Raw genomic sequence first — 22,618 nt, forward strand, 5'->3', positions numbered from 1 at the left:
AACCGTTATCCAACCCACGACCCACTGCACGGCCCCTACTACAGGGCGTGCGCACCGGCGAGCGGGGTTAGCCGGTTAGCCGAGGCGGGTGCGGATGAGGAGGTCGTGCAAGGCGGGCTCGACTGTCGGGCGGTCGGGTAGGCGACTCGCCTGCTCCGCCTCGTCGAGGGTGGTCTGGAGGCGGCTGACATCCTCGGACAGCCGCTCCCCCGACGGACCGTCCATCGGCGCAGCCTCGGCCTCGGCTTTGGCGGCCATCAACTCAGGCACATAGACCGGCGCCCCATCGAGCAGCTCCCGCAGATCAGCCTGTACGACACCGGTGCGCATCAGGTTGATACCCGTGAGCAGCACCCGGAACGTGTACAGCAGCGGCTTGAGCTCGCCGTTCTTGAGGAAGAACTCCCACTGCGTCTTCGCGAAGCCGCGGTAATGATGCGCATGCCATTTGGTGATGCAGCCACCCGCGAGCTCGACCAGCTCGGCATGCTCCGGCGTACTGATGACCACGAGCGGCGACAGCACCTGCTCGAGTACATAGCCGTTGCGGCGCAGCATCAGCCGGGCGGACTTGGCCAGGTCGTGGGTGACCAGGTCAACCTCGGCCTCGTTCTCGAACCAGGTGCGATCGAGCGTCTCCGGCCCGGTCCGGAGCCCGACGACCTCAGCGGCCGGAAGAACATGCACCCCACGCAGGTCAACGTCGGAGTCGCGGGACGGGAAGCCGTACAGGTGAGCACCCGAAACCGTCGCAAAGACCAGGGGGTACGGCTGCTCGCCCATGATCGTGCGCAGTTCGGCGTAGTCGAGCTGCCGCATGTCACGCGTCACCGAGGCTCCTCTTTCGTACGGACCGCAACCACTCGTCGACCGTCGCGACATCCGGCGTCGCCGGGAGAGCCGTCTGCTGGAGCGCACCGTCCAGCTCTTCATGCAACGACAGACGCCAGCGTTCGACCTCTTCCCACGGCACCTCGCCACGCTTGACCGCGAGCAGCCGGTCCCGATCCGGTCCGACGTCGACGACCAAGGTTGCCTCCAGCAACAGACTGCGGGCGGCGAGAAGTAGCCGGACCAGGTGCATGACGTGCTTCCACTTCGGCGAACCGTCCCGCCGGAAGTCCGCCTCGAGCTTCTTGAACTGGCTGAGCACGTAGCCCGAGTAGGTTTGGTATACCAGCTGCGAGAGGAACGACTGTCGCAAGCCGACCAACTCCTCGCCGAGCGGAGTTTGGCGTACCACCAGCGGCGAGTGCAGGACCTCGAGCAGGTTCGGGTTGGCCTTCAACGCCAGTTCGCAGAACCGCTCGACCTCCCACGAGAACCATTCCGGCTCCGGCCCGTCCACATGTGTCGGCGGCTTGGCCAGCGACCAGAACGCCTCGGTCGGCGCGACGTACACCCCGCGCGTATCCGTGTCCGACCCATCTGTGTCCAGGCCGAACGCCCGCGACCCGACGACGGCCGCGTAGATCGTGTGTTCGCGGACCAGTCGGTCCCCGTCCGGCAGTTCGAGCTCGATCGCTTCGTCCTGGTATGCCGTCCGCAGACTCAACTGATCGCGTCGCGCAACGGTCTCCCGCCCGTCGACGAGCCGCACGACGTACCGCCCGTCCGCGGTGATGCCGGCTACCCGCCCGGTCGCCCCGCGCTGCGCCGTACCGCCCTGGTCATCGGGCGCCGCGACCCGGATCACCACCTGCGTCCCCACCGGCAACTGCGGCCCTCGCACAGACATGTCGCTCATGCTCCCCCACCACAGGATCTCCAGCCCTTGACAAATTTTCCTGTCAATTGGGAGATTGGGGGCATGTTGCGCTACGTCGAGGAGCCGGAGAAGGTGCGGTTGGCGTTGTCGCCGATCCGCCGACGGCTGCTCGAGTTACTGCGCGAGCCGGCGTCGGCGACCCAGCTGGCGGCCGCGCTCGACCTGCCCCGGCAGCGGGTCAACTACCACCTCCGTGAGCTGGAGAAGGCCGGGCTGGTCGAGCTCGTCGAGGAGCGGCAACGGCGCGGGTTCACCGAACGGATCCTGCGCGCGTCAGCCAGTTTGGTGGTCGATCCAGGCGTGATGGGTCATGCGTTCACCGAGATCCAGGATCAGTACGCCGCGGAGCATCTCGTCGAGGTCGCCGCAGGCACCGTGCGCGATGTAGCGCGGATGCAGAACGCGGCCGACGCTGATGGGAAGCGGCTGCTGACGTTCACGCTCGAGGCCGCGGTGCGGTTCGCGGAGCCGGGTGATGTGCACCGGTTCACCGACGCGTTGACCGCGGCAGTGCAGCAGGTCGTCGAGCAGTTCGACAGCGAAGGCGGGCGGCCGTACCGATTGATCGCGGGCGGTCATCCGGCACCCCGCCGTACCGAAGGAGAGTCATGAAGATCGTGGTCACCGTGGCGGCGCCGGTCGAGGTCGTGTGGGACGCCCTGCGGAACAAGGAGAAGATCCGGCACTGGCACGGCTGGGAGTACGAGGGGACGCAGGGTGGGCTGGAGGAGGAGATCGACCTCATCTACTTCACCGAGACGATCGAGGACGGTACGACGCTGACGCTCGGCCACGGGGACCGCTTCGAGGTCGAGCCGTTCGAGGGCGGGTCCCGGGTCACGCTGACTCGCGCACCGCGTGGCGCCAACCCCGAGTGGGAGGCGTACTACGACGACGTCACCGAGGGCTGGATCACCTTCCTGCACCAACTGCGGTTCGCGGTCGAGCGGCATCCGGGCGAGCCCCGGCGCACGCTGTTCTTCTCCGGCACGGGCGCGGTGTCTCCGATCGCCGAGCTCGGGATCCCGGCGCAGGAAGCCGGCACACCGGTCGAGCTCGAGCTCGTTGGTCAACCCATCAAAGGTGAAATTTGGTATACCAGCGAGCATCAGGTCGGCGTGACGGTAGATGCCTGGGGCAACGGTCTGCTCGTGCTGAGCCACATCCCGCCGGGCGAGCAGAAGCCGGACGGCGCCACGATGGCGATCCTGTCGTTGTACGACGACGTGGACCGCGACGCGATCGAGACCCGCTGGCGCGCCTGGTGGCAGCAGCGCTGGCCGGAGGAACTCAACCTCCTCGGCTGACACGGTGGTGACAGGGCGCAAACGTGTCAGTACGCTCGGTCTACCGGGGATGGGTTACCCGGGAGTACCTTGACGCCGACGGTGATCTGGTGGGGGTCCTGAGATCACCGAACTCCGGCGAGAGAGGCCTTCCGGATGAGAGTTCCGAGAAGTCGTCGAGTGTCCGCAGCAATCCTCCTACTCTCCCTGACCGGGCTCGGCCTGGTCGCTCCCCCGGCACACGCCGACGGTCCCGGCTCTGGTACGCCGTACGTCGTCACCGTTGGGGATTCCTACATCTCGGGTGAGGCCGGCCGCTGGGCCGGTAGCTCGAACGACTCCGAAGCACCGGCCGACGCGCTCGGTGCGCACGCCTACCACGACAACGCGAGCCACACCGCCGAGCAGATCCCGCGCTGCCACCGCAGCCTGTCCGCCGAGGCGTACATCGGTGGCGGCGTCGGCGGACTCAACCTGGCCTGCTCCGGCGCGAAGACCACGACCGGCACCGGCGACTACTTCAAGCCGGGTATCGACTTCTACGACGACGGCGCCGGCAACCTCGGCCAGGCGAAGATGCTGCAGCAGTTCGCCGCCGCCCACAACGTGAAGCAGGTCGTCGTCTCGATCGGCGGCAACGACTTCAACTTCGCGTCGATCGTCACCCAGTGCGTGCAGGACTTCCTGCTGTCGCCGTCCTGGGATCCCGACTACTGCAAGGACGACTCGTCCGTCGTCGCCAACTTCACGTCCGCCAACATCACCACGGTCCGCGCCAGGATCGCGACCGCGTTCCAGAACATCCGCACCGCGATGCGCAACGCCGGTTACGGCGACAGCGCGTGGAGCCTCGTCGTACAGACCTATCCGTCACCGATCCCGTCGGCCAGCGGGTTCCGATACAGCCAGAGCGGTTTCACCCGGCAGAGCACCGGCGGCTGCGGCTTCTGGAACGCCGACGCCGACTGGGCCAACGCGACCGCGCTCGTCACCATCAACAACACCGTCCGCGCCGCGATCGGCCAGTCCGGCCTGGCCAACGCCCGCCTCCTCGAACTCCAGTCCGCCTTCAACGGCCGCCGCCTCTGCGAGAAAACCGTCGGCCTATACGAGGAAGTCGGCCTCAGCTCCTGGACCCAGCCGACCGCCGTCGACCGGACCGAGTGGATCAACCAGATCCGCACCGTCACCACGATCGGCTCGAACTACTTCATCCAGGAGTCCCTGCACCCCAACTACTGGGCCCAGCTCGCACTCCGCAACTGCGTCCGCCAGACCTACACCCAGAACCGCGGCGGCACCTGCACCATCGCCGGCACCGGCCTCGTCAACGGTGAGCCCCGGATGTCACTCAACTAAGCCCCAGGCATGAGCCGGCCGCCGCACCCCCGAAGGTGCGGCGGCCGGGTTCATTTCAGGGGGTCAGCTCAGGTTCAGGCCTGTGTCGTCGATGACGAACGAGGTCTGCAGCGAGCTGTCCTCGGTGCCGGTGAAGCTGATCGACACCGTCTGGCCGGCGAACGACGAGACGTTGAACGACTTGAGCGAGTAGCCGCTCGCCTTGTTCAGGTTCGAGTACGTCGCCAGCGTCGTCGAGCCCGCCTTCACCGTCAGCTTGTCGTACTGCGTAGTCGTGGTGGTCTCCGCAGAATCGATGTGCAGGTAGAAGGAGAGCGTCGCCGCGCAACCGGCCGGGATGGTGACCGACTGGCTCAGCGTGTCGGTGTGGGTCTGGCCGTAGCCGTCCAGCCACGCCTTCCAGGTGCCGCCGTGTGCGGGCTGGGAGGCGGTGTTGTCGATGACTCCGGTCGAGGCCGACCACGGCGTCGCCGTGCCGGTCTCGAAGCCCGGGTTGCCGAGCTTCTGGCCCGGCGAGGAGCAGCCGCCACCGACCGGGCTGACGCTGATCGTGAAGGAAGCGCTACCGGATCCTCCGGCACTCGCGGTGGCCGTGGCGGTCACGTTGTAGGTGCCGGCGGTGGTCGGCGTACCGGACACGGTGCCCGTGGAGGAACCGATGGTGATGCCGGCCGGCAGACCGGTCGCGGACCAGGTGTACGGCGCGGTGCCGCCGGTGGCCGACAGCGTGAACGATGCGATCGCCGTACCGACGGTGCCGGTCTTGTTGCCCGGGTTGGTGACCGTGACGCCGCCGGTGCTGCTGCAGGTCGGGTCGGCCGACTGGGCCGGAACGCTGACCGCGTCCCACGCCGCCTTGACCGTGTTGAACTCGGTGCAGCTGCCCGGGTACAGGTTCTTCGCCGCGGTCAGGGTCCAGGTCCGGTACTTCAGGTACGAGCTGCTGCTGGTCTTCATCAGCATCGCGTTGTACATGATCTTGATGGCCTTCTGGATACCCAGACCGGTCACCGACGAGCTGTTGCAGGTCGGGACGTTCGGGTTACCGCCGCTGCCCTGTGACAGCAGCACGAACCAGTGGTCGCCAGGACCGGCGGCCGCGTGCACCTCGGCGCCCGGGATCGAGCTCGAGTAGCAGTTCGGGTCGCCGACCGCCGACGGGTTGTACATGTTGCGGATCGGGCCGCTGCCGACCAGGTTGACCTCTTCACCGACCAGGAAGTCCGGCGGGTCGTAGGCCGAGGACTGGTTGCTGTACCACTCGGTGGCCGCACCGAACGTGTCGGCGACGAACTCCTGCGTGCCCGAACCCGAGATGCCGCCCGGGGTGTGGTCGTCGATGCCGTGGCCGAGCTCGTGGCCCACGACGTCCATCGAACCGATCCAGCCGCCGGCCGTGTTGTGACCGACCTGCACCTGCGTGCCGTCGTAGTACGCGTTCTCGTCGTTCAGACCGACGCGGATCGGCCAGCCGCCGCCGCTGCCGTCGAAGCCGTTACGACCGAGCCAGTCGTTCAGCATGTGCTTCTCGGTCTGGGCCGTGAAGAGCGCGTCGACGCAGCCGGTCTCCTTGTTGGAGGCCGTACCGTTGCCCCAGTTGTCGTCCGGACCGGAGAACGTGGTGTTGTTCGCCGCGTCCTGGCAGGACTGGTTGGTGGTGGTCGGGTCCTTCATCGAGAACGTGCTGCCGGACTGGGTGGTGTCCAGGTGGACCGGGTTCGGTCCGCTGTACGCCGCGGTGCCGTTGCCGGCCATCACGTGCTCCTGGGTACCGAGCACCTTGCCGCTCTGCGCGTCGACGTACACCGACAGGCTCGACGGCTCGCTGCCGTTGGTGCCGCTGACCCGGGACTGCCAGGCGAGCTTCGGAGTGCCGTTGAGCGCGTAGACCGCGAGCGTCGGCGTGGTCGAGGAGTCGACCTTCTTCAGCTGCTTGGTGGCGGTCTTCTGCGCGGTCGCGGCCGTCACCTTGGCGGCCGTGGACAGGTCGGGTACGGCGGTGGTCTGCGCGACCGAGGTGGATTTCACGGCCCCCTTGGCGTCGGTGACGACGACGAAGTCACCACCGATGACCGGGAGACCCTTGTACGAACGCTCGTACGGGACGTACTGCAGGCCGGACGGCTCCGAGATCACCGGTTTCGCGGTGAACTTGTCGTCCTTCGAGGCATGCAATGCGCTCGGCCGGCCGGCGACCAGCGACGACGCGGAGTCGACGGCGAACGCCTTCGACTGCGCCTGCGAGGGCCGGGGCGGGGGTGCCGCACTCGGCGCGGCACCTGCGGCCGACGTACCGAATCCGGCGAGTGCTGCCGCTGCCAGGCCGGTGAGGCCCAAGAAGACGGCAGGCTTTCGAGAACGCTGGAACAAGACCATTGGTATTGGTCCCTTCGCGAATGCGGTGCTTTGGGCGGGTTGCGCCTCGCCGGACTGCAGGCGGTGCACCACTCCGCCTGGAACCTCCGGCCTATTCACCGGGCTACCGCGAAAAATCCCCCTTTTTCATCCAACCCTGATGAATCGCGCGGGGGGACACTATGTCCGCGATCGCACCCGGGCAAGGCGCTACCGTGCCGTTGGCACCCTTACGACAACTGACCGCGTTGTCATCGCTACTAACAGCTGACAAAGGTGCCCGAATCCTGAGATTTGTGACGGTCGGGGGGTCGGGGGGTCGGGGCGTTCGGTCCGGGGTGTGAGGGGGGTGTCGCGGAGGGTGGTGGGTGGGTACTGCCGGTGGTACGGGGCGGGTGCGGATGGCAGAATCGCGCAGACGGGTTGGCTGCCGCGGGGTGCGACGCGCCGGCAGCGGCGCGACGGGATCGCGATCAGGATGACGCCGGCTGGGGTGTGAGTGGAAACCGAATTCGTGCTGTCGCTCGGCGAGCAGCGCTGGACGCTGCCGGCCGAGGCCGACACGATCACCATCGGCCGCGCCTCCAACGCCGACATCCGGCTGCAGGCGGACGACCAGATCTCCCGCATCCACGCCCGCCTGTCCCGCGACGGCGCCACCTGGACCCTCCACGACGAGTCCCGCAACGGCACCGGGCTGAACGGGCACCGCATCACTGCTCCCACAACCCTCACCACCGGCGACCGCATCCACATCGGCCGCTCAGTCCTCACCTTCCACAAATCGACAATCCCCGACCCCGTCACTCCGGCGGGGAGTCAGCCGGACGACGCCTACGCGGCAGGTCCCCAGCCGAGCGGATACGCGGCGGGGTCGGAGTCGGGCGCGTACGCGGCTGACGCCGAGCCGGGTGCCTATGCGGCTGAGGCCGAGCCCAGGGCGTATCCGGCTGACGCCGAGCCCAGGGCGTATCCGGCTGACGCCGAGCAGGCCGACGTACGGGCAGCAGCGCCTCAGCCGCCCGCGCCGGCCGCGCCTCCGGCTGCCAGCTCCTGGCCGGCAGCTGCACCTCCCGCACCTGCGGTCGGGGCGCCGGGCCGGGCCTTTCCGCCGGCCGAGGTGCCATGGTCGGCTGACGAAGCTGCAGGCGGTGGTGAGCGGTACGACGAACCAGTGAACCGGGCCGAGGCGGAGCCGTACCGGGCCGACCAGGGCGGGGCTGGTGGCGAGGAGTACGGCGAGCCGGCGAACCAGGCCGAGGCGGCGGAGTACCGGCCCGAGCAGAGCGCGGACGGTCGCCGGCAGTACGGCGAGCCGGTAGGACGGGCCGACGCGGCGGGCGGTGGTGAGCGGTACGGCGAGCCGGTGGGCCGGGCCGAGGCGGCGGAGTACCCGGCTGATCAGGGCGGGGGTGGTGGCGAGGAGTACGGCGAACCGGCGTACCAGGGCGACGCGGCAGAGTACCGGGACGACCAGGACGCGGATGGTGGCCGCCAGTACGGCGAGGCGGCGTACGAGGCGGATGAGTATGGGGCTGCGGGGGTAGTGCCGGGGTTTGAGGTGGAGGATCGGGCGGGCGATGGGGGGTGGGCGGCGTATCCGTCGGCGGACAATCCGGAGCCGGTTCGGACGCCGCGGGAGATTTCGGCTCGGGTTGAGCAGGCTGAGCCGAACTGGAACACGTCGGACAGCTGGCCTGAACCGAGCCGAGCGCAGCCCGAACGACGGCTGCCCGGCGCGGACCGCCGTACGAACGCCGAGCGACGCGCCAACCCCGACCGGCGTACGAACGCAGACCGGCTACCCGGAGACCGGCGTACGAACGCGGACCGCTTGCCCGGAGACCGGCGTACGAACGCGGACCGGCTGACCGACGGAGACGGGCGTACGGCGGGGTTCGAGGGTGATGCTGTCGGGACCGTGCGGCTGCCTCGGGTGCTGATCGTTGCCGCGGGGATCATCGTTCTCGGGCTGATCGTGAACCTCATCGTGACGTTCCTAGCCGACGGACCGGGCGGCGAACTGCGCTGGCTGGTGCCGCCGGGGATCGCGCTCGTCGTGGCGATGGTGCTCGCGCTGCTCGACGCGGCCGCGCCGAAGGACCACCCGCCTGGCCGGTTCGACGTCTCGATCCTGATCGCGATCGCCGTCGTACTCGTCGGCGTCGGCGTCGGCGGGTTCGCGCTGACCGCGGGCACGCAGTACGTCGGCGGCTACCTCACCGGGAACGAATCCGGCGAGGACCGGCTGGTGAAACCCGTCGCGAAACCCTCCTCCGCGGTCACGATCACGGTCGAGAACGTCACGTACACGAGCCATTTCACCCGCGTCGAGGTGATGCTCGCGAACGGCGCGAAGGAGCCCGTCACGATCCCGATCGCCGGCGCGACGTTCACCGCCGCGGACGGCACCGCCCTGCGCGCCGACACCCGCCGCAGCAACTGGCCGAGCAAGGTCGCGGCCGGCGGCACCGAGCACGGCACGATCACGTTCAAGGGCAAGCTCCCGGACAGCGCGGACGCCGCCGTCCTGACGCTGAAATCCGGCGACACCGCGTTCACCGTATCCGTTGCCCTCAGCAACTGACTTGAACATACATCGAAAATTGATATAGTCGTCGGCATGGATGTCGATCGGCTGACGACTGTCATCGAGGACTTCAACACGATCTTCATCCGGCTGCCGTCGGTGCGGAGATTCAACTTCTCCACCCTCTCGGTGCTGCACACGCTCGACCGGACCGGCCCGATGCGTCTCACCGAGCTCCTCCCGACGGAGCAGCTGAAACAACCCGCCCTGACCAGCCTGGTCGCGAAGCTCGAGCAGGACGGTCTCCTCCAACGCCGCCCCGACCCCAGTGACGGCCGGGCCAGCCTGATCTCCCTGACCAGCGCGGGTCAGGAGATCGTCCACTCCCGGCACGCGCACCGGGTCGCGAAACTGACCGCACTCGTCGACCAGCTGACGCCTGAGGAGCGTGCCGTGCTCGCGGGCTCCGTCGACGTACTCCATCGCTTGACCGAGCTTGCTGAGGACTCCCCATGATTCCAACGCCCATCCACGTATCCGACGAGGTTCTCGACGACCTCCGGCGCCGCCTGGTCGCCACGAAATGGCCGCGCGACGCCGGCAACGACGACGGTTTCTACGGCGTACGACGTACCCGCCTGCAACCGCTGGTCGAGTACTGGGCCGACGGCTTCGACTGGCGTGCCGCCGAGCGCGCGATCAACGCCTACGACCACTACCGGGTCGACGTCGGCGACGTACCGGTGCACTTCATGCACAAGCCCGGCGTCGGTCCGAATCCGATCCCGCTGATCCTCAGCCACGGCTGGCCGTGGACGTTCTGGCACTGGTCGAAGGTGATCGACCCGCTGGCCGACCCAGCGTCTTACGGCGGTGATCCCGCGGACGCGTTCGACGTGATCGTGCCGTCGCTGCCCGGGTTCGGGTTCTCGACGCCGACGCGGCCGGACATGAACTTCTGGAAGATCGCCGACGTCTGGCACGAACTCATGACGGGAGTTCTCGGGCACCCGAAGTACGCCGCGGCCGGGTGCGACGTCGGCGCGCTGGTGACGGGGCAGCTCGGGCACAAGTACGCCGATGAGCTGTACGGGATGCATATCGGATCGGCGCTGAAGCTCTCGTTCTTCAACGGCGACCGCGGGTGGGACCTGAGCGGCGGGAACCCGATCCCAGCTGGTCTACCGCCGGAGATCCACGCTCGGATCCTCGAGCTCGAGCACCGCTTCGCGTCCCACCTGGCCGTGCACGTACTCGACCCGAGCACGCTCGGTTTCGGTCTCGCCGATTCACCCGCGGGCATGCTCGCGTGGATCATGGAACGCTGGCACAAGTGGGCCGAGAGCGAGAAGGCGTTCACCGACGACGACCTGCTCACGCACGCGACGATCTTCTGGGCCGGCAACGCGATCGATACCTCGATCCGCACGTACGCGAACAACAACCGCTACCCGTGGACGCCCTCCCACGACCGTACGCCGGTGATCGAAGCGCCGACCGGGATCACGTTCGTCGGCCACGAGGACCCGCCCGGCGTACACACCCCACAGGAACGCGTCGACAACTTCCTCGCCAGCGACCGCGCCGCCTGGTACAACCACACCAACATCACCGCCCACCCCAACGGCGGCCACTTCATCCCATGGGAACTCCCAACGGAATGGACCGACGACCTCCGCCGTACGTTCCGCGAACTTCGTTAGGTACGGCGGAAGTAGTCCATCGTGGTGGCGTCTGCTGGGAGGTAGGTCTCGATCGCGATCTCCTCGAGGGTGATGTCGAACGCGGTGCCGAAGGTTGTGATCGCGTTGAGGAAGGTGAGGTCGGTGCCGCGATGACGGATCTGGATGGTGAGGGCGATGTCGGCGGGGTCCGGTGGGGTGTTGTCGACGGGGCCGAAGGCAACGAGTTCGTCGTACAGCTGATCGAGCTCCGGGTCGCCGGAGGCGGCGGCCTGGCGGGCGAGCCGTGGCAGCAGGTAGCCGCGGACCTGTTGCAGGTTGATGATCCGCGACGCGATGCCGTCGGGGTGCAGCCCGAGGCGCATCAAGTTGATGGGCGGGGTGAGCAGCTTCGGGTCGACGCCGGCCAGGAGTGCGTTGAACGGATGATTGGCGAGCAGGAGGTTCCAGCGGCGATCGACGGCGAGGGCAGGGTACGGCGTGTGCGCGCGGACGAACTGGTCGAGGGCCGCGCGGACCCGCGCCATGTCCGGATCGTCGAGCGGCGTCTGCCGGTATACCGGCGCATGTCCGGCCGCGACCAGCAGCCGGTTGCGTTCCCGCAGCGGCACCGCGAGTTGCTCGGCGAGATGCAGCACCATCGCACTGCTCGGGATCGTCCGCCCGGTCTCGACGAAGCTCACGTGCCGCGGCGACACGTCCGCCTGGATCGCGAGGTCGAGCTGACTCAGCTTCCGCCGCCGGCGCCACTCCCGCAGCAGTTCGCCGACCGGTCTGTCTTCGCTCACCCTCCGAGTATCGCGGGCCGGGCAATTACAAGCGATGTAATCGACAACGCGGCCGCCGCGGGCTCATCGTCGTCGGCATGACGATCAAGGAACTGACCCTGCACGCGTTCCAGGAGTTTGCCAACGGCAACCTCGAGCCGCTCCGCCCGCTCCTGCACGAGAACTTCGTCGAACACAGCCCCGGCAACCCGTCGGGCCGCGACGCCTTCATCGAGTTCATCGCCCGCGCACCGGTCGCCGGGGCCGAGCTCGACCTCCGGCGCATCATTGCCGACGACACCCATGTGGTCGTGCACTACCTCATGACGACCGCCGAGGGGAGTCAGGCCGTGGTCGACATCTGGCGCTTCGAAGGCGAGCAAATCGTGGAGCACTGGGACGTCGTACAAAAGTCATAAGCTAGCGATGCTCGGCGAGACGCGGGTGGTCGCGCCAGGCCGGCATCGTCGCCATGTAGGCGAGGGTGTCGGCCTCGATCTTCTCGCGCGGCTCGCCCGGGTGCCGGCGTTCCTGCCACGACACCATCGACGCGAACCGGGTGTCGAAGTCCTGAAGGTTGCCGTCGGCATCGACGCAGTACGCGCAGTACCGGCCGCTCTCGATCGGCATGCTGCAGCTCTCGCAGCTAGTGGTGGTCATGTTTCTGCTCCGTTCGGATCAGCTGGGACAGGGTGGCGAGCAGCACGGCCCGGTCGCCGGTTGGCAGCTGGGCGAACGAGTCCGCCAGCGCGGCGACGCTCAGTACGTCGCGATCGGCACGCAGTACGTCGAAGCCCTCCGGCGACAGCCACATGAGCGTGCGGCGCCGGTCCTCGGGATCGCGCTCGCGCTCCAGCACGCCCTTGGACTCGAGCTGGGTCACGATGTCGCTGACGACGGACTGCGCCCGGTCCAGGTGCAGCGCGATATCGCCGACGGTCAACGGCCCGGTCTGCGAGAGGTGCTGCAGAACGGCCCGGCTCGCGCCGGACATCTCGGTCCGCTTGCCGTCCCGGCGGTGGAAACGCAGGTACGTCTCGCGGAAGAGGTCAGCGAACGCCTGGGCGTCCTGTTCGGCCGTGCTCACACACAGAATGTCCACCGCGCCGGATCCATCGTCAATCCCGATGGATCGGCACCCGTTCGTCGGCCAGGTGTACGCCGTACTCGACCGACTCGTGGTCGACGTACCCGTGGCGCTCCCCGCGGACCAGGTGCAGGCGGATCTGCTGGGCGATGACGTCAGCGGCGTTCTCGTCCGGGGCGTTGTGGTCGAGGCCGGGCAGGATCGTGTACTCGGCGCTCGGCAGGATCGTCGCGAGTTGCGGGAGTACTCCGGTCAGGTATGCGGGCGACTTCTCACCACCGAGGAGAAGGGTCCGCGACGCGATCCCGGCGTACCGGCTGCCGTCGGAGTCGAGCCGAACGATCTCGGCGATCTCCGCCGGCGTCGTCGGCATCATGGCCCGCGTCTCGTGCCCACCGGGCCCGCGCAACATCAGCAAGGAGATTGCCCACAGCAACGGTGAGGTCCGGAACGGCAACAGCCCGGTCCCTTTGAGGAACGTCGCCATCGCCGCGACCTGTCGCCGGTCCCCGAGTTGCCGCGTGAACACCTCCAGCCAACTCGCGTCGAACGACCCGCCGATGCTCACGCCGGGTTCGTAGACGACCAGCGCATCGACCGTCCGCCGCAGCCCGACGTGCAACGCCACCAAACCGCCGTAGCTGTGACCGAACACCATCCGCGTACCGGTGTGCTCCATCACCGCGACGGCGTCGTCGACTTCCGTGTCCACGCCGTACGACGGCCCTTGCGGACCGCTCGCCCCGCGGCCGCGTCGCTCGATCACGTGCACCGTATGCGCGCCGGCCAGCCCGCGCGCCAGTGCCTCGTAGTGGTGAGCCCGCCGGTTGTTGCCCGGAATCACCACGAGCCCCGGCCCCGCTCCGAAGCTCAGTACCTCGATCGCAGCCCCGTCGTCCGCGACCACGACATCCCGCCGCCCATTTCGCACGCCGCTCATCTGCGCCCTCCCTGCTTCACAGCCCCACCATCCCCCGTCGCGCTGTCACCCGCCTGACACCCCACTGGTACAACCCGCCGGCGTCCCGATATCTGCCCGATCAGCGAATATTCGCTGTGCGGAATATTCCCTCAGGCGTTCCCATCCGCGGCCGACCGGCCTATAGCTGTAGGTAAGGGACGTGGTCCCTGGGGGAGGCCACACAATTGGGGGAGGCTTCCATGGCGCAGACCAGCGCAAGCGACAACATCAAGACCGTCGAGTCGGTCTACGACGCGTTCGGCCGCGGCGACGTCGGCTTCATCCTCGAGCAGCTGACCGACGACGTCGACTGGGCATCCGTCTCCGAGGCGGCGCCGGCCCCCTGGCACGGGGTCAAGCACGGCAAGTCCGAGGTCCCGGATTTCTTCAAAGAACTCGCCGAAGCACTCACCGTCACCGAGTTCACCCCACTGGCCATCGCATCCAACGACACCGACGTGATGGCCATCATCCGCTTCGGCGCAACAAGCACCCGAACCGGCAAATCCGCCGTCATGGAACTCCACCACTGGTGGCGCTTCCGCAACGGCAAGATCTACCACTACCGAGGCACCGAAGACACAGCCCAAACAGCCCAACTACTCTCCGAAGACTGAAACAAGCCACGGAGACTGCTCACTCCATCACCGCAGGTGAGCTGACTGCTCAACCCAGCCACGGAGCCGAGCGAAGCGAAGGCGCAGGGGGTGCGGGTGGCGGAGCCCCCGCTTGCGGCAAGCGAAGCGCAGCCGCACAAAACGACGAAGGCGACCCGGCCGACGCTTTCCGTCGGCACGAGTCGCCCATCGCCTTCGTGGAGGTGGCGGGAATCGAACCCGCGTCCTTCGGCGGGGTTTCAAGACTTCTCCGGGCGCAGTCTGAATGGCGTTTTTCTCAGCCCCAGCGTTTGTACAGACATCTCGCTGACAGGCTCAGTCACTGTGAATGTCCCGTGCTAACCCCGTGACCGGGCTAGCACAGCAAGCTTCCTAGCTGAGGCCAGGAACCGGGTCGGAAGCATCCCCGGGCTGACCGCTACTTTAGTGCTCGGCCGTCAGGCGGCGAGAGCGTAGCTAGTGCGCGATGTATTGGCACTTATTGGTTTCCAGAGATCGTTAACGAGATAACCCTGGATCCTCGGCCCGCTTCCCTTGGAACCAACGTCCAAAGTCGAAACCGTTCACCCCCTGTTGAGTTGTCAAACTCCCACCGCCCCGGAGGGTGGTGGAAGATCCACACTATCAAGTCCAACAGACCCACCGCACCTGACATTCCCCTACTTGATCAGGCGGAGGGTGAAGGGGTAGCGGAACTTGCCGGTGGCTGCGGTGGCCAGGCCGCCGATGCCGGTGAGGAGGAACCAGAGGATTCCGAGGATGGGGAAGAGGAACCCGAGGAAGCCGTGGGTGAAGCCGGTGAGGATGCCGAGGGCGGCGAAGGCGCCGACGGCGGTCAGTTGGAAGTTGAGGGCCTCGACGGCGTGGCGGCGTACGGCGGGGTTCTTCTGGCCGGTGGTGGCGACCACGATGGCGGGGCCGACGAAGAACGTCGGGTAGCCGAGCCAGTGCGCGACCGTGCCCATCCCCCGCCCGTCACCCTGGTAGCGCTGGATCGGCGCCGGGCGGGTGAAGGCGGCCGGCGCGAACGTCGGGACGGGCCGTGCGACCAGGCCGTCGAACGTGCTGTTCAGCTCCGCGCGGGTGCGGGCCTTCAGGGCCTTCTCGAGCCGGAGGTCGAACTCCATGTGGTCGAGCCGGCCGTCGGCGTACATCTCTTTCAGGATCTCGACTGCGCGGTCCCGTTGGGCCGGCGTCACCAGCAGGTCTGAAGTGGACATGCTTCCACTCTGCGCGCGACCTGCCGTTCGCCCCATCGGGTTCAGCCCGGAGCAGTCCCTGAGCGATCCCCGGTCAGTGACGGTGGCGGTCCGACAGGGCGCGCTGGGCCTCGCGGTTGGCCTGGCGCTCGGCGAGGGCGTGGCGTTTGTCGTAGTCCTTCTTGCCGCGCCCGGTCGCGAGCTCGACCTTCGCGTACCCGTCCTTGAAGTACAGCGACAGCGGGATCAGCGACACACCCTGCTGCTCGACCGCCCGGATCAGCTTCTGCACCTCGTCCTTGTGCAGCAGCAGCTTCCGCGCCCGGCGTGGCTCGTGGTTGGTCCAGGTGCCGTGCGTGTACTCCGGGATGTGCATGCCCTGCAGCCACAGCTCGTTGCCGCGGACGGCGGCGAACGCGTCGACGAGGGAGGCCCGGCCCAGCCGGAGGGACTTGACCTCGGTCCCCGTCAGCACCAGCCCGGCCTCCACCACGTCCTCGATGTGGTAGTCGTGTCGCGCCTTCCGGTTCTGCGCGATCGGCTTCTGCTGGCCGGTCTGTTTCACCATCCGACCAGTATCGCAGGTCGCTCAGAGCCACTTCATCGGATTAATGACGTTGCCGTCCTGGTAGACCATGAAGTGCAGATGGCAGCCGGTCGAGTAGCCGGTCGTCCCGGACCACGCGATGATCTCGCCTCTGCGGACCCGCTCGCCGACGTGGGCCTTGTACTTCGAGAGGTGGTTGTAGACGGTCGTGATCGAGCGACCGTCCATCACTCCGTGTGAGACGAAGAGCCGGTTCCCGTAACCGCCGTTGTAGTACTTGTCCGTCACGACGCCGTCGGCCGCGGCGCGAACCGGCGTACCGCAGGGAGCGCGGAAGTCGGTGCCGTCGTGCAGCTTCCAGTAATGCAGGACCGGGTGGAACCGCATCCCGTACGGCGAGGTGATGTAACTGCTCACCGGGTAACTCAACCGACCGCCACCCGAACCGCCCGGATCCGGGATGTTCCGCGGTGGCCGGTGTTCCTTGCGCGCCTTCTCCCGTTCGGCCTTCTCGGCCGCCGCCTTCCGCCGCGCGGCTGCTGCCTTCTCGGCCTTCGCCCGCGCGATCAGCAGCGCCTCGACCCGCGCCCGCTCACGCAGCAGCGAGTTGTACTGCGCCAGCTCGCTGTTCTTCTCCTTCTCGGCAGCCTTGAACGCGATCAGCTTCACCTTCGCGACCGCCGCCGCCTCGGCCTTGTCGGCCGCGACCTGCTTGGTCAGCTCGGTGACCCGCTGTACGGTCGCCGCCGCCTCGGCCCGGGCCGCCTCGGATGCCTTCTCCGCGGCCGCGACCTTGACCCGACGGCTGGCGAGCTCCGCCTGCGCGTTGTTCAGGTTGGTGATCGCGTTGCTCTGGATGCCGAACACGTTCCGCTGGATCTGCATCCCGGTGGCGATATCGGCCGGCGCGGCACCGCGCAGCGCGATCGACAGCCCGACGAGACTGTTCTGCTGCTGGTACGCCGACCGTACGGCGCGACCGGCGACGGCCCGCTTCTCCGCGATCAGCTTCTCGCCGGCCTCGACGTCGGACACCGCCGTACGCAGAGCCGCCTCGGCCGCGGCAAGCTTGCCGGCGGCAACCGCATCGGCGGCCTTCGCGGCGGCCAACTGGCCCTGCGCGGCGGCGTACCGGACCTGGACGGCCTGGTATTTCGTCTCGGCTTGGTTGTACGCGGCAACGGACTTGCCGAGCTGGTCGGACGCGTCGTCGAGATCGGCCTTCTGCTGACCGAGCTGCGCGTCGAGCTGTTTCTTCTTGGCGGCTGGATCCGGCGGTTTCGCCTCTGCCGACGGGGCAGACGGAACCGCCGCCAGGACTCCGGCGGACAGGGACAGGACAAGGCAGCAAGCGGCAACCACCGTCTGCCGGCCCGGCGGTCGCGTGCGTGATCGCTGGTACGGCGTGGTGGCGGTGCCGGTGCTGTCGTCTCGCTTGATGCTCCCCCGCTTGCGCGGGTTCGCACCGGGGAAGTGCGGGACCACAGGTCGACCCCTTGCTCTGGGTTCAGTTGTCGTGCGGTACAGGAGTTACGTCTGTTACTTCTGTGACTCCTGATACAGCACGATAGGTCACCCGGGTCAGACTTTGAGGTATTTCCGCGTCGTCAGGAATGTCGGGATCACGGCCAGGATCAGGCCGACCACGACCATGATCAGCGTCGCGCGGAAGGTTTCGGCCGCGCCGACCCACTGCCAGACCCGGAACGTCTCCTGGGCCCGCTGCATGACAACGAAGTACACCCCGACCCACAGGGTGCCGCAGGCAAAGACCGCGCCCACCAGGGCGGCCAGCACCGCTTCGAGCAGGAACGGCAGCTGGATATAGAAGTTCGAGGCGCCCACCAGGCGCATGATGCCGATCTCCCGTCTCCGGGCGTACGCCGCCAGCCGGATCGTGTTGGAGATCTGCATCAGGGCTGCGACCAGCAGCAAGCCGGCCGATATCAGCGCGCCGACCTGCAACCCGTTGAGGGCCTTGAACAACGGATCGAGGTACTGCCGGAGGTCCTGCACCGTATCGACGCCCGGTAAGCCGCTGACCGCACTCACCAGGTTCTGATAGCGCTGTGGATCCTTCAGCTTGACCCGGAAGGACTCCTGCATCTGGTCCTGGGTGACCGTGCTGACGATCGGCGAGTCCTTGTACAGCTTCTTGAACGACTCGAATGCTTCGGACTTCGACTCCGAGAAGACGCCGTCGGGTGCGGTGTCGGGGTTGGTCTGGATGACCTGCTGGATCCGGTTCTTCTGCTCCTGGGTCACGTCGGTCCCGCTGCAGCCGCGGCCGCCGGAGTCCTTGGTGCACAGGAAGACCGAGATCTGGATCTTGTCGTACCAGTTCCCCTTCATCAGGTCGACCTGCTCGCGGGCGAGCAGCGCGCTGCCGAACAGCGACAGCGAGACCCAGATCGTGACGACGACCGCGATCGTCATCGACATGTTCCGCCGCAGGCCGATACCGAGGTCGGAGAGGATGTAGTTCAAGCGCATCAGTCAGTCAGTCCCCTGGTCAGTGCTGGTAGCCGTAGACGCCGCGCGACTCGTCGCGGACGACGTGGCCGTTCTCCAGCTCGATCACGCGCTTGCGCATCTGGTCCACGATCGACACGTCGTGGGTGGCCATCACCACGGTCGTTCCGGTGCGGTTGATCCGGTCCAGCAGCTTCATGATGCCGACCGACGTACCCGGGTCGAGGTTTCCGGTGGGCTCGTCGGCGATCAGGATCATCGGCCGGTTCACGAACGCGCGGGCGATCGCCACCCGCTGCTGCTCACCGCCGGACAGCTCGTCCGGCATCCGGTCTTCCTTGCCGTCCAGGCCGACCAGCTCGAGCACCTCGGGAACGGTCTTGCGGATGTGCGAGCGGGGCTTGCCGATCACCTGCAGCGCGAACGCCACGTTCTCCGCGACGGTCTTGTTCGGCAGCAGCCGGAAGTCCTGGAACACGGTCCCGATCTGGCGGCGCATCTGCGGGATCCGCCAGCTGGCCAGCCGGTTCAGGTCCTTGCCGGCGACCATGATGTGACCGCGGGTGGTCCGGTGCTCACGCAGTACCAGGCGCAGGAACGTCGACTTGCCGGACCCGGAGGTGCCGACCAGGAAGACGAACTCGCCTTTCTCGATCTCGACGTTGACGTTCAGCAGAGCGGCCTTGGACTGGCCCTCGTACGTCTTGGACACATTCTCGAAGCGGATCACGGGATCATCCGGCCGTGGTCGGGAACAGGAAGCGGCGCGACGGTAACCACGAAGTGCACCGTACGCCACCGGAGCGGCCGGCGATCAGTCTAGGCGCTCCCGGGCGTGCCGCCGACCAGGCCTGCCGGTACGTACGGGCGCGTCCGATACCCGGTGCGTTTGAAACGGATGTGTCAGGCGTCCGACTGGCGCGCGATCGTTGCCGACGCCCGGCGAACGATCGGGACCGGCCCGGCGGGCAGGACGTCGCCGACGAACGTGTAGTGCTCGAGGATGGCCGGGTCGACGTCGCCCGGCCGGTGCCGGCTGTGGTCGCGGACCCAGTCGATGATGTCGCCCCAGCCCGGCGCCGCGAGCGATCCGCCGAAGTGCTGGACCGACAGCCCGGCGCAGAGGTTGCTGAACGCAAGCCGATGAGCCAGCGGCCAGCCGCGGAGCGTTCCGAGGACCAGCGACGCGAGGAAGACGTCGCCGGCACCCGTCGGGTCGTACGAGCGGACCGGCAGCGCCGGCACCTGCTCCTCCTCGCCGGTCGTCGAGTCGATCGCCAGTACGCCGTCTGCCCCGTTCGTCACGACCGCCAGCGGCACCCGCTCGGCCAGCTTGTGCAGGGCGGCCTTCGGCGTGTCGGTCCGCGTGTACGACATCGCCTCGGTCGCGTTGGGCGTGAACGCGTAGAACCCTTCCAGTACGTCGAGAACGGCCGGCGACCACTCGTCCGTCGGGTCCCACCCGACGTCACCGAACAGCAGCGCACCGGACTCGCGTGCCTCGACCGTCCAGCCGGGCAACTCGTCGGCGACCGGCACGATCGCGGACCGCGTCTTCAGGCCGGGACCGACCAGTTTGCTGGGGTCGCCGGGCGCCTCGTGGGCGTGCGTGACCATCGCGCGGTCCCGGTCGATCGACATCGAGACGGTGACGGGCGAGTGCCAGTGGCCGATCCGTCGCGAATGGGACAGGTCCACACCCTCCTGGTCGGCCAGGGTCCGCCAGCAGAAGTCGGCGTACACGTCGTCACCGAAGACGGCGGCCAGGCCGCTCTTCAGGCCGAGCCGGGCGGCCGCGATCGCGAAGTTCGCGACGCCGCCGGGGCAGGACCCCATACCTTCTGCGAAGATCTCGGTCCCGGTGGTCGGGGCGGTTTCCAGGCCGGTCATCACGATGTCGTAGAACACGGTCCCTTGTACGAACACGTCGTACATGTCGGGTTCGTCGGTCACGGTGACACCGCTCCTTGTCATCCTGGGTCAGCTTTGTCGGTGGCGGGTGGAATGCTCCTTCGTAACATCATCAGCCGGTCAAAACCATGCAATTGGGAGGCGCGTGCGTGATCCCCACCTGGATCTCGATCGTCGGCGTCGTGATGACGGTGCTCAGTCCGCTGCTCGCGCTCGGCGGCGTCTTCCTCGGGTCGTACCTGGTCCGCAAGTCCGATCGTGAGCTCGACACCTGGCGGCACCGTGAGGAGACGATGCGGATGGTCCGCTGGGCGGTCGAGCAGATCCTCGACGGCGAGGACGATGCGGGCACGGACGCCGGCGTGGTGACGCTGCGCTCACTGATGCGGTCGGAGTTGTTACAGCCGGAGGACTACGACCTGGTCGCCGCGCTGACTGCCGCGGTAGCGATCGACCGGGTCGGCGCGGCCGCGTACGCTGATATTGCGGATGCAGACATCGAGGTCGTCGAGGGAGACAGTGACAATGGCTGAGAAGAAGACCGTGAAGGTCTCCCGCCAGGCCGTCGAGCTGGCCCGGTTGCATGTCGAGGCTGCCCGCAAGGCCGGCCGCAAACCCGATGCCGGCGTCGCGCGGATCGCGAGCGCCCGGCCGGGCAACGGCGCGGGTGCCGCGCCGGCTCCTGCCTGATCCCAGTTCGAGCGCTGGAATTACCGTCTCCGAAGCCCTGCCGTCGACGTAGGGTCAGCAGATGCGCACGGGCTGTGGGACCGTGCGGGACTGGAGACGGTGTGATGAGTGGTGGGATCAGCAGGCGGCGGGTGCTGGGGCTCGGTGCCGGGCTGGCGGCGATGGCGGTGGCTGGGTGTGGATCCAACAGCGGGCGGCCCTCGAGTAGCGGCAGCGGCGACAAGCCGGCGCTCCAGCAGTGGTACCACCAATACGGCGAAGCGGGCACGCAGCAGGCGGTCGAGAAGTACGCGAAGGCCTACCCGGACGCCACCGTGACGATCCAGTGGTCGCCGGGCGACTACGAGAAGAAGGCCTCGACCGCGCTGCTCACGAACCAGGGTCCGGACACGTTCGAGTACCCGAACGGCCCGACGATCGACATGATCAAGGGCAACCAGGTCGTGGACCTCGGCGACATCCTGGGCGACGCGAAGAACGACTTCAACGTCGCGCTGGTCCAGCGGATGTCGTACGAGGGCAAGCTGTATGCGATCCCGCAGGTGATCGACATGCAGCTGATGGTCTACCGCAAGAGCATGCTGAGCGCAGCCGGCGTACAGCCGCCGCAGACCGTCGACGAACTGCTGGCCGCGGCGAAGAAGCTGACCAACGACAAGGTGAAGGGTCTGTTCGTCGGCAACGACGGCGGGGTCGGCGTGCTCGGTGGACCGGCGCTCTGGTCGGCCGGTCTGGACTACCTGACCGCGGACAACCAGTTCGGGTTCGACGACCCGCGCGCGGCCGAGTCGCTGAGCAAGTTGCGCGAGCTCTGGACCTCGAAGGTTCTGTTGCTCGGGGCACCGACCGATTGGTCCGACCCGGCTGCGTTCACGCAGGGCCTGACCGCGATGCAGTTCACCGGGCTGTGGACGCTTCCCGTGATCGAGAAGGCGTTGCCGGGCGACTACGGCGTACTCCCCTGGCCGAAGCTCAACGCGACGACCGGCGAGGCGAGCGTCCCCGTCGGTGCTTATGGCGCGTGCGTGAACGCGAAGTCGAAGAACATCGACGCGGCGAAGAAGTACATCAAGTGGTTGTGGGTCGACCAGACCGACGACCAGCTCGACTTCGCGCAGTCGTACGGCTTCCACGTCCCGGCGCGCAAGAGCCTGGCCGGCAAGGCGGACAAGCTCAAGTCCGGCCCGGCGGCGGACGCGGTCAAGCTGCTCAACGAGAACGGCCGCCCGCAGAACCCGATGCTCTGGTCACCCAAAGCCAGTACGGCGTACTCCGACGCGCTGAACCGGATCATCCGCAGCGGCGCCGACCCGGCCGCGGAGATCAAGAAGGTGAGGTCCGTCACCGAGGCCGAGCTGAAACGCATCGCCGGCTGAAACAAAACAGC

General features: G+C 67.6%; 24 protein-coding genes and 1 other RNA gene. 11 read left to right on the forward strand and 14 right to left on the reverse strand.

Annotated elements, in window-relative coordinates; all coding sequences use genetic code 11:
* Positions 1–75 precede the first annotated feature (75 nt).
* Both ACFWUU_RS07245 and ACFWUU_RS07250 read right to left on the reverse strand, forming a co-directional pair.
* Positions 76–831 carry a DNA polymerase beta superfamily protein gene (locus ACFWUU_RS07245; protein WP_380173480.1) on the reverse strand — a complete coding sequence of 252 codons (756 nt, stop codon included), beginning with the start codon at positions 829–831 and terminating at the stop codon, positions 76–78.
* A complete protein-coding gene (locus ACFWUU_RS07250) occupies positions 821–1,738 on the reverse strand; it encodes a DNA polymerase beta superfamily protein (RefSeq protein ID WP_380173482.1) in 918 nt (305 codons plus the stop codon). Before ACFWUU_RS07250 ends, ACFWUU_RS07245 begins: the two co-directional genes overlap by 11 nt.
* A 72-nt stretch (positions 1,739–1,810) precedes the next feature.
* Between ACFWUU_RS07250 and ACFWUU_RS07255 the strand changes: the two genes are divergently transcribed.
* The 3 genes from ACFWUU_RS07255 to ACFWUU_RS07265 all read left to right on the forward strand — a co-directional run bounded on the left by ACFWUU_RS07255 (position 1,811) and on the right by ACFWUU_RS07265 (position 4,413).
* Positions 1,811–2,380 carry a helix-turn-helix domain-containing protein gene (locus ACFWUU_RS07255; RefSeq protein ID WP_380173484.1) on the forward strand — a complete coding sequence of 190 codons (570 nt, stop codon included), beginning with the start codon at positions 1,811–1,813 and terminating at the stop codon, positions 2,378–2,380.
* On the forward strand, positions 2,377–3,075 hold the full coding sequence (locus ACFWUU_RS07260) for a hypothetical protein (RefSeq protein ID WP_380173485.1): 699 nt from the start codon (positions 2,377–2,379) through the stop codon (positions 3,073–3,075). The genes ACFWUU_RS07255 and ACFWUU_RS07260 overlap by 4 nt, the downstream gene beginning before the upstream one ends.
* Before the next feature lie 159 nt (positions 3,076–3,234).
* Positions 3,235–4,413, forward strand: a complete 1,179-nt coding sequence (locus ACFWUU_RS07265; protein WP_380173487.1) for a hypothetical protein — start codon at positions 3,235–3,237, stop codon at positions 4,411–4,413.
* Positions 4,414–4,476: 63 nt separating this feature from the next.
* Here ACFWUU_RS07265 and ACFWUU_RS07270 read toward each other — a convergent pair whose 3' ends face one another.
* A complete protein-coding gene (locus ACFWUU_RS07270) occupies positions 4,477–6,789 on the reverse strand; it encodes a M4 family metallopeptidase (RefSeq protein ID WP_137253177.1) in 2,313 nt (770 codons plus the stop codon).
* 478 nt (positions 6,790–7,267) lie between these two features.
* Here ACFWUU_RS07270 and ACFWUU_RS07275 point away from each other — a divergent pair, with 478 nt between their 5' ends.
* From ACFWUU_RS07275 to ACFWUU_RS07285, 3 genes are read left to right on the forward strand one after another with little or no spacing between them, the layout of a single operon-like run.
* Entirely contained in the window at positions 7,268–9,355 is a 2,088-nt protein-coding gene (locus tag ACFWUU_RS07275) for an FHA domain-containing protein (RefSeq protein WP_380173489.1), read from the forward strand.
* A gap of 36 nt (positions 9,356–9,391) precedes the next feature.
* A complete protein-coding gene (locus ACFWUU_RS07280) occupies positions 9,392–9,814 on the forward strand; it encodes a MarR family winged helix-turn-helix transcriptional regulator (RefSeq protein WP_137253175.1) in 423 nt (140 codons plus the stop codon).
* Complete coding sequence (locus tag ACFWUU_RS07285; RefSeq protein ID WP_380173491.1) at positions 9,811–11,001, forward strand: epoxide hydrolase family protein; 1,191 nt, start codon at positions 9,811–9,813, stop codon at positions 10,999–11,001. Before ACFWUU_RS07280 ends, ACFWUU_RS07285 begins: the two co-directional genes overlap by 4 nt.
* On the opposite strand, the gene ACFWUU_RS07290 is transcribed toward ACFWUU_RS07285, so the two are convergent.
* On the reverse strand, positions 10,998–11,768 hold the full coding sequence (locus tag ACFWUU_RS07290; protein ID WP_380173493.1) for a helix-turn-helix domain-containing protein: 771 nt from the start codon (positions 11,766–11,768) through the stop codon (positions 10,998–11,000). The two genes, ACFWUU_RS07285 and ACFWUU_RS07290, sit on opposite strands and share 4 nt — an antisense overlap.
* Positions 11,769–11,845: 77 nt before the next feature.
* On the opposite strand from ACFWUU_RS07290, the gene ACFWUU_RS07295 reads away from it, so the two are divergent.
* Positions 11,846–12,166 (forward strand): nuclear transport factor 2 family protein, encoded by a 321-nt coding sequence (locus tag ACFWUU_RS07295; RefSeq protein ID WP_380173495.1) that lies wholly within the window; start codon positions 11,846–11,848, stop codon positions 12,164–12,166.
* A gap of 1 nt (position 12,167) precedes the next feature.
* Here the strand turns inward: ACFWUU_RS07295 and ACFWUU_RS07300 are convergent, their stop codons facing one another.
* From ACFWUU_RS07300 to ACFWUU_RS07310, 3 genes are read right to left on the reverse strand one after another with little or no spacing between them, the layout of a single operon-like run.
* On the reverse strand, positions 12,168–12,407 hold the full coding sequence (locus ACFWUU_RS07300; protein WP_380173497.1) for a hypothetical protein: 240 nt from the start codon (positions 12,405–12,407) through the stop codon (positions 12,168–12,170).
* Positions 12,394–12,834 carry a MarR family transcriptional regulator gene (locus ACFWUU_RS07305; protein ID WP_380173499.1) on the reverse strand — a complete coding sequence of 147 codons (441 nt, stop codon included), beginning with the start codon at positions 12,832–12,834 and terminating at the stop codon, positions 12,394–12,396. Before ACFWUU_RS07305 ends, ACFWUU_RS07300 begins: the two co-directional genes overlap by 14 nt.
* Before the next feature lie 31 nt (positions 12,835–12,865).
* Positions 12,866–13,774 carry an alpha/beta fold hydrolase gene (locus tag ACFWUU_RS07310; RefSeq protein WP_380173501.1) on the reverse strand — a complete coding sequence of 303 codons (909 nt, stop codon included), beginning with the start codon at positions 13,772–13,774 and terminating at the stop codon, positions 12,866–12,868.
* A 221-nt stretch (positions 13,775–13,995) separates the two neighbouring features.
* Between ACFWUU_RS07310 and ACFWUU_RS07315 the strand changes: the two genes are divergently transcribed.
* Positions 13,996–14,412 carry a nuclear transport factor 2 family protein gene (locus tag ACFWUU_RS07315; RefSeq protein WP_380173503.1) on the forward strand — a complete coding sequence of 139 codons (417 nt, stop codon included), beginning with the start codon at positions 13,996–13,998 and terminating at the stop codon, positions 14,410–14,412.
* Between the two features lie 195 nt (positions 14,413–14,607).
* On the opposite strand, the gene ssrA is transcribed toward ACFWUU_RS07315, so the two are convergent.
* From ssrA to ACFWUU_RS07350, 7 genes are all read right to left on the reverse strand, one after another.
* Positions 14,608–14,983, reverse strand: a transfer-messenger RNA (tmRNA) gene (ssrA, locus tag ACFWUU_RS07320).
* A gap of 88 nt (positions 14,984–15,071) precedes the next feature.
* Positions 15,072–15,632 carry a DUF1707 and DUF4870 domain-containing protein gene (locus tag ACFWUU_RS07325; protein ID WP_380173505.1) on the reverse strand — a complete coding sequence of 187 codons (561 nt, stop codon included), beginning with the start codon at positions 15,630–15,632 and terminating at the stop codon, positions 15,072–15,074.
* A 73-nt stretch (positions 15,633–15,705) separates the two neighbouring features.
* Positions 15,706–16,179, reverse strand: coding sequence for an SsrA-binding protein SmpB (gene smpB, locus ACFWUU_RS07330; protein ID WP_137253166.1), 474 nt, complete (start codon positions 16,177–16,179; stop codon positions 15,706–15,708).
* 21 nt (positions 16,180–16,200) lie between these two features.
* Positions 16,201–17,643, reverse strand: a complete 1,443-nt coding sequence (locus ACFWUU_RS07335; RefSeq protein ID WP_380173507.1) for a M23 family metallopeptidase — start codon at positions 17,641–17,643, stop codon at positions 16,201–16,203.
* 96 nt (positions 17,644–17,739) lie between these two features.
* Positions 17,740–18,651: a permease-like cell division protein FtsX gene (gene ftsX / locus ACFWUU_RS07340; RefSeq protein ID WP_380173509.1), complete on the reverse strand. Its 912-nt coding sequence runs from the start codon at positions 18,649–18,651 to the stop codon at positions 17,740–17,742.
* Positions 18,652–18,670: 19 nt separating this feature from the next.
* Positions 18,671–19,360: a cell division ATP-binding protein FtsE gene (gene ftsE, locus ACFWUU_RS07345; protein WP_130444829.1), complete on the reverse strand. Its 690-nt coding sequence runs from the start codon at positions 19,358–19,360 to the stop codon at positions 18,671–18,673.
* A gap of 173 nt (positions 19,361–19,533) precedes the next feature.
* Positions 19,534–20,583 carry a carbohydrate kinase family protein gene (locus ACFWUU_RS07350; protein ID WP_233714558.1) on the reverse strand — a complete coding sequence of 350 codons (1,050 nt, stop codon included), beginning with the start codon at positions 20,581–20,583 and terminating at the stop codon, positions 19,534–19,536.
* A gap of 107 nt (positions 20,584–20,690) precedes the next feature.
* Here ACFWUU_RS07350 and ACFWUU_RS07355 point away from each other — a divergent pair, with 107 nt between their 5' ends.
* The 3 genes from ACFWUU_RS07355 to ACFWUU_RS07365 all read left to right on the forward strand — a co-directional run bounded on the left by ACFWUU_RS07355 (position 20,691) and on the right by ACFWUU_RS07365 (position 22,607).
* A complete protein-coding gene (locus tag ACFWUU_RS07355) occupies positions 20,691–21,074 on the forward strand; it encodes a hypothetical protein (protein ID WP_233714559.1) in 384 nt (127 codons plus the stop codon).
* Positions 21,067–21,231 (forward strand): hypothetical protein, encoded by a 165-nt coding sequence (locus tag ACFWUU_RS07360; protein WP_157997087.1) that lies wholly within the window; start codon positions 21,067–21,069, stop codon positions 21,229–21,231. The genes ACFWUU_RS07355 and ACFWUU_RS07360 overlap by 8 nt, the downstream gene beginning before the upstream one ends.
* 104 nt (positions 21,232–21,335) lie before the next feature.
* Complete coding sequence (locus tag ACFWUU_RS07365) at positions 21,336–22,607, forward strand: ABC transporter substrate-binding protein (protein ID WP_380173511.1); 1,272 nt, start codon at positions 21,336–21,338, stop codon at positions 22,605–22,607.
* The last annotated feature ends 11 nt before the right edge of the window (positions 22,608–22,618 follow it).

The organism is Kribbella sp. NPDC058693 (assembly GCF_042715335.1).
GTDB lineage: Bacteria > Actinomycetota > Actinomycetes > Propionibacteriales > Kribbellaceae > Kribbella > Kribbella jiaozuonensis.

Excerpts from the sequence above, each read along its gene's own strand:
- ACFWUU_RS07250 (WP_380173482.1), bottom strand. The coding sequence starts at position 1,738 with ATGTCTGTGCGAGGGCCGCAGTTGCCGGTGGGGACGCAGGTGGTGATC.
- ACFWUU_RS07255 (WP_380173484.1), top strand. The coding sequence starts at position 1,811 with ATGTTGCGCTACGTCGAGGAGCCGGAGAAGGTGCGGTTGGCGTTGTCG.
- ACFWUU_RS07260 (WP_380173485.1), top strand. The coding sequence starts at position 2,377 with ATGAAGATCGTGGTCACCGTGGCGGCGCCGGTCGAGGTCGTGTGGGAC.
- ACFWUU_RS07270 (WP_137253177.1), bottom strand. The coding sequence starts at position 6,789 with ATGGTCTTGTTCCAGCGTTCTCGAAAGCCTGCCGTCTTCTTGGGCCTC.
- ACFWUU_RS07280 (WP_137253175.1), top strand. The coding sequence starts at position 9,392 with ATGGATGTCGATCGGCTGACGACTGTCATCGAGGACTTCAACACGATC.
- ACFWUU_RS07285 (WP_380173491.1), top strand. The coding sequence starts at position 9,811 with ATGATTCCAACGCCCATCCACGTATCCGACGAGGTTCTCGACGACCTC.
- ACFWUU_RS07295 (WP_380173495.1), top strand. The coding sequence starts at position 11,846 with ATGACGATCAAGGAACTGACCCTGCACGCGTTCCAGGAGTTTGCCAAC.
- ACFWUU_RS07300 (WP_380173497.1), bottom strand. The coding sequence starts at position 12,407 with ATGACCACCACTAGCTGCGAGAGCTGCAGCATGCCGATCGAGAGCGGC.
- ACFWUU_RS07310 (WP_380173501.1), bottom strand. The coding sequence starts at position 13,774 with ATGAGCGGCGTGCGAAATGGGCGGCGGGATGTCGTGGTCGCGGACGAC.
- ACFWUU_RS07315 (WP_380173503.1), top strand. The coding sequence starts at position 13,996 with ATGGCGCAGACCAGCGCAAGCGACAACATCAAGACCGTCGAGTCGGTC.
- ACFWUU_RS07325 (WP_380173505.1), bottom strand. The coding sequence starts at position 15,632 with ATGTCCACTTCAGACCTGCTGGTGACGCCGGCCCAACGGGACCGCGCA.
- smpB (WP_137253166.1), bottom strand. The coding sequence starts at position 16,179 with ATGGTGAAACAGACCGGCCAGCAGAAGCCGATCGCGCAGAACCGGAAG.
- ftsX (WP_380173509.1), bottom strand. The coding sequence starts at position 18,651 with ATGCGCTTGAACTACATCCTCTCCGACCTCGGTATCGGCCTGCGGCGG.
- ACFWUU_RS07360 (WP_157997087.1), top strand. The coding sequence starts at position 21,067 with ATGGCTGAGAAGAAGACCGTGAAGGTCTCCCGCCAGGCCGTCGAGCTG.
- ACFWUU_RS07365 (WP_380173511.1), top strand. The coding sequence starts at position 21,336 with ATGAGTGGTGGGATCAGCAGGCGGCGGGTGCTGGGGCTCGGTGCCGGG.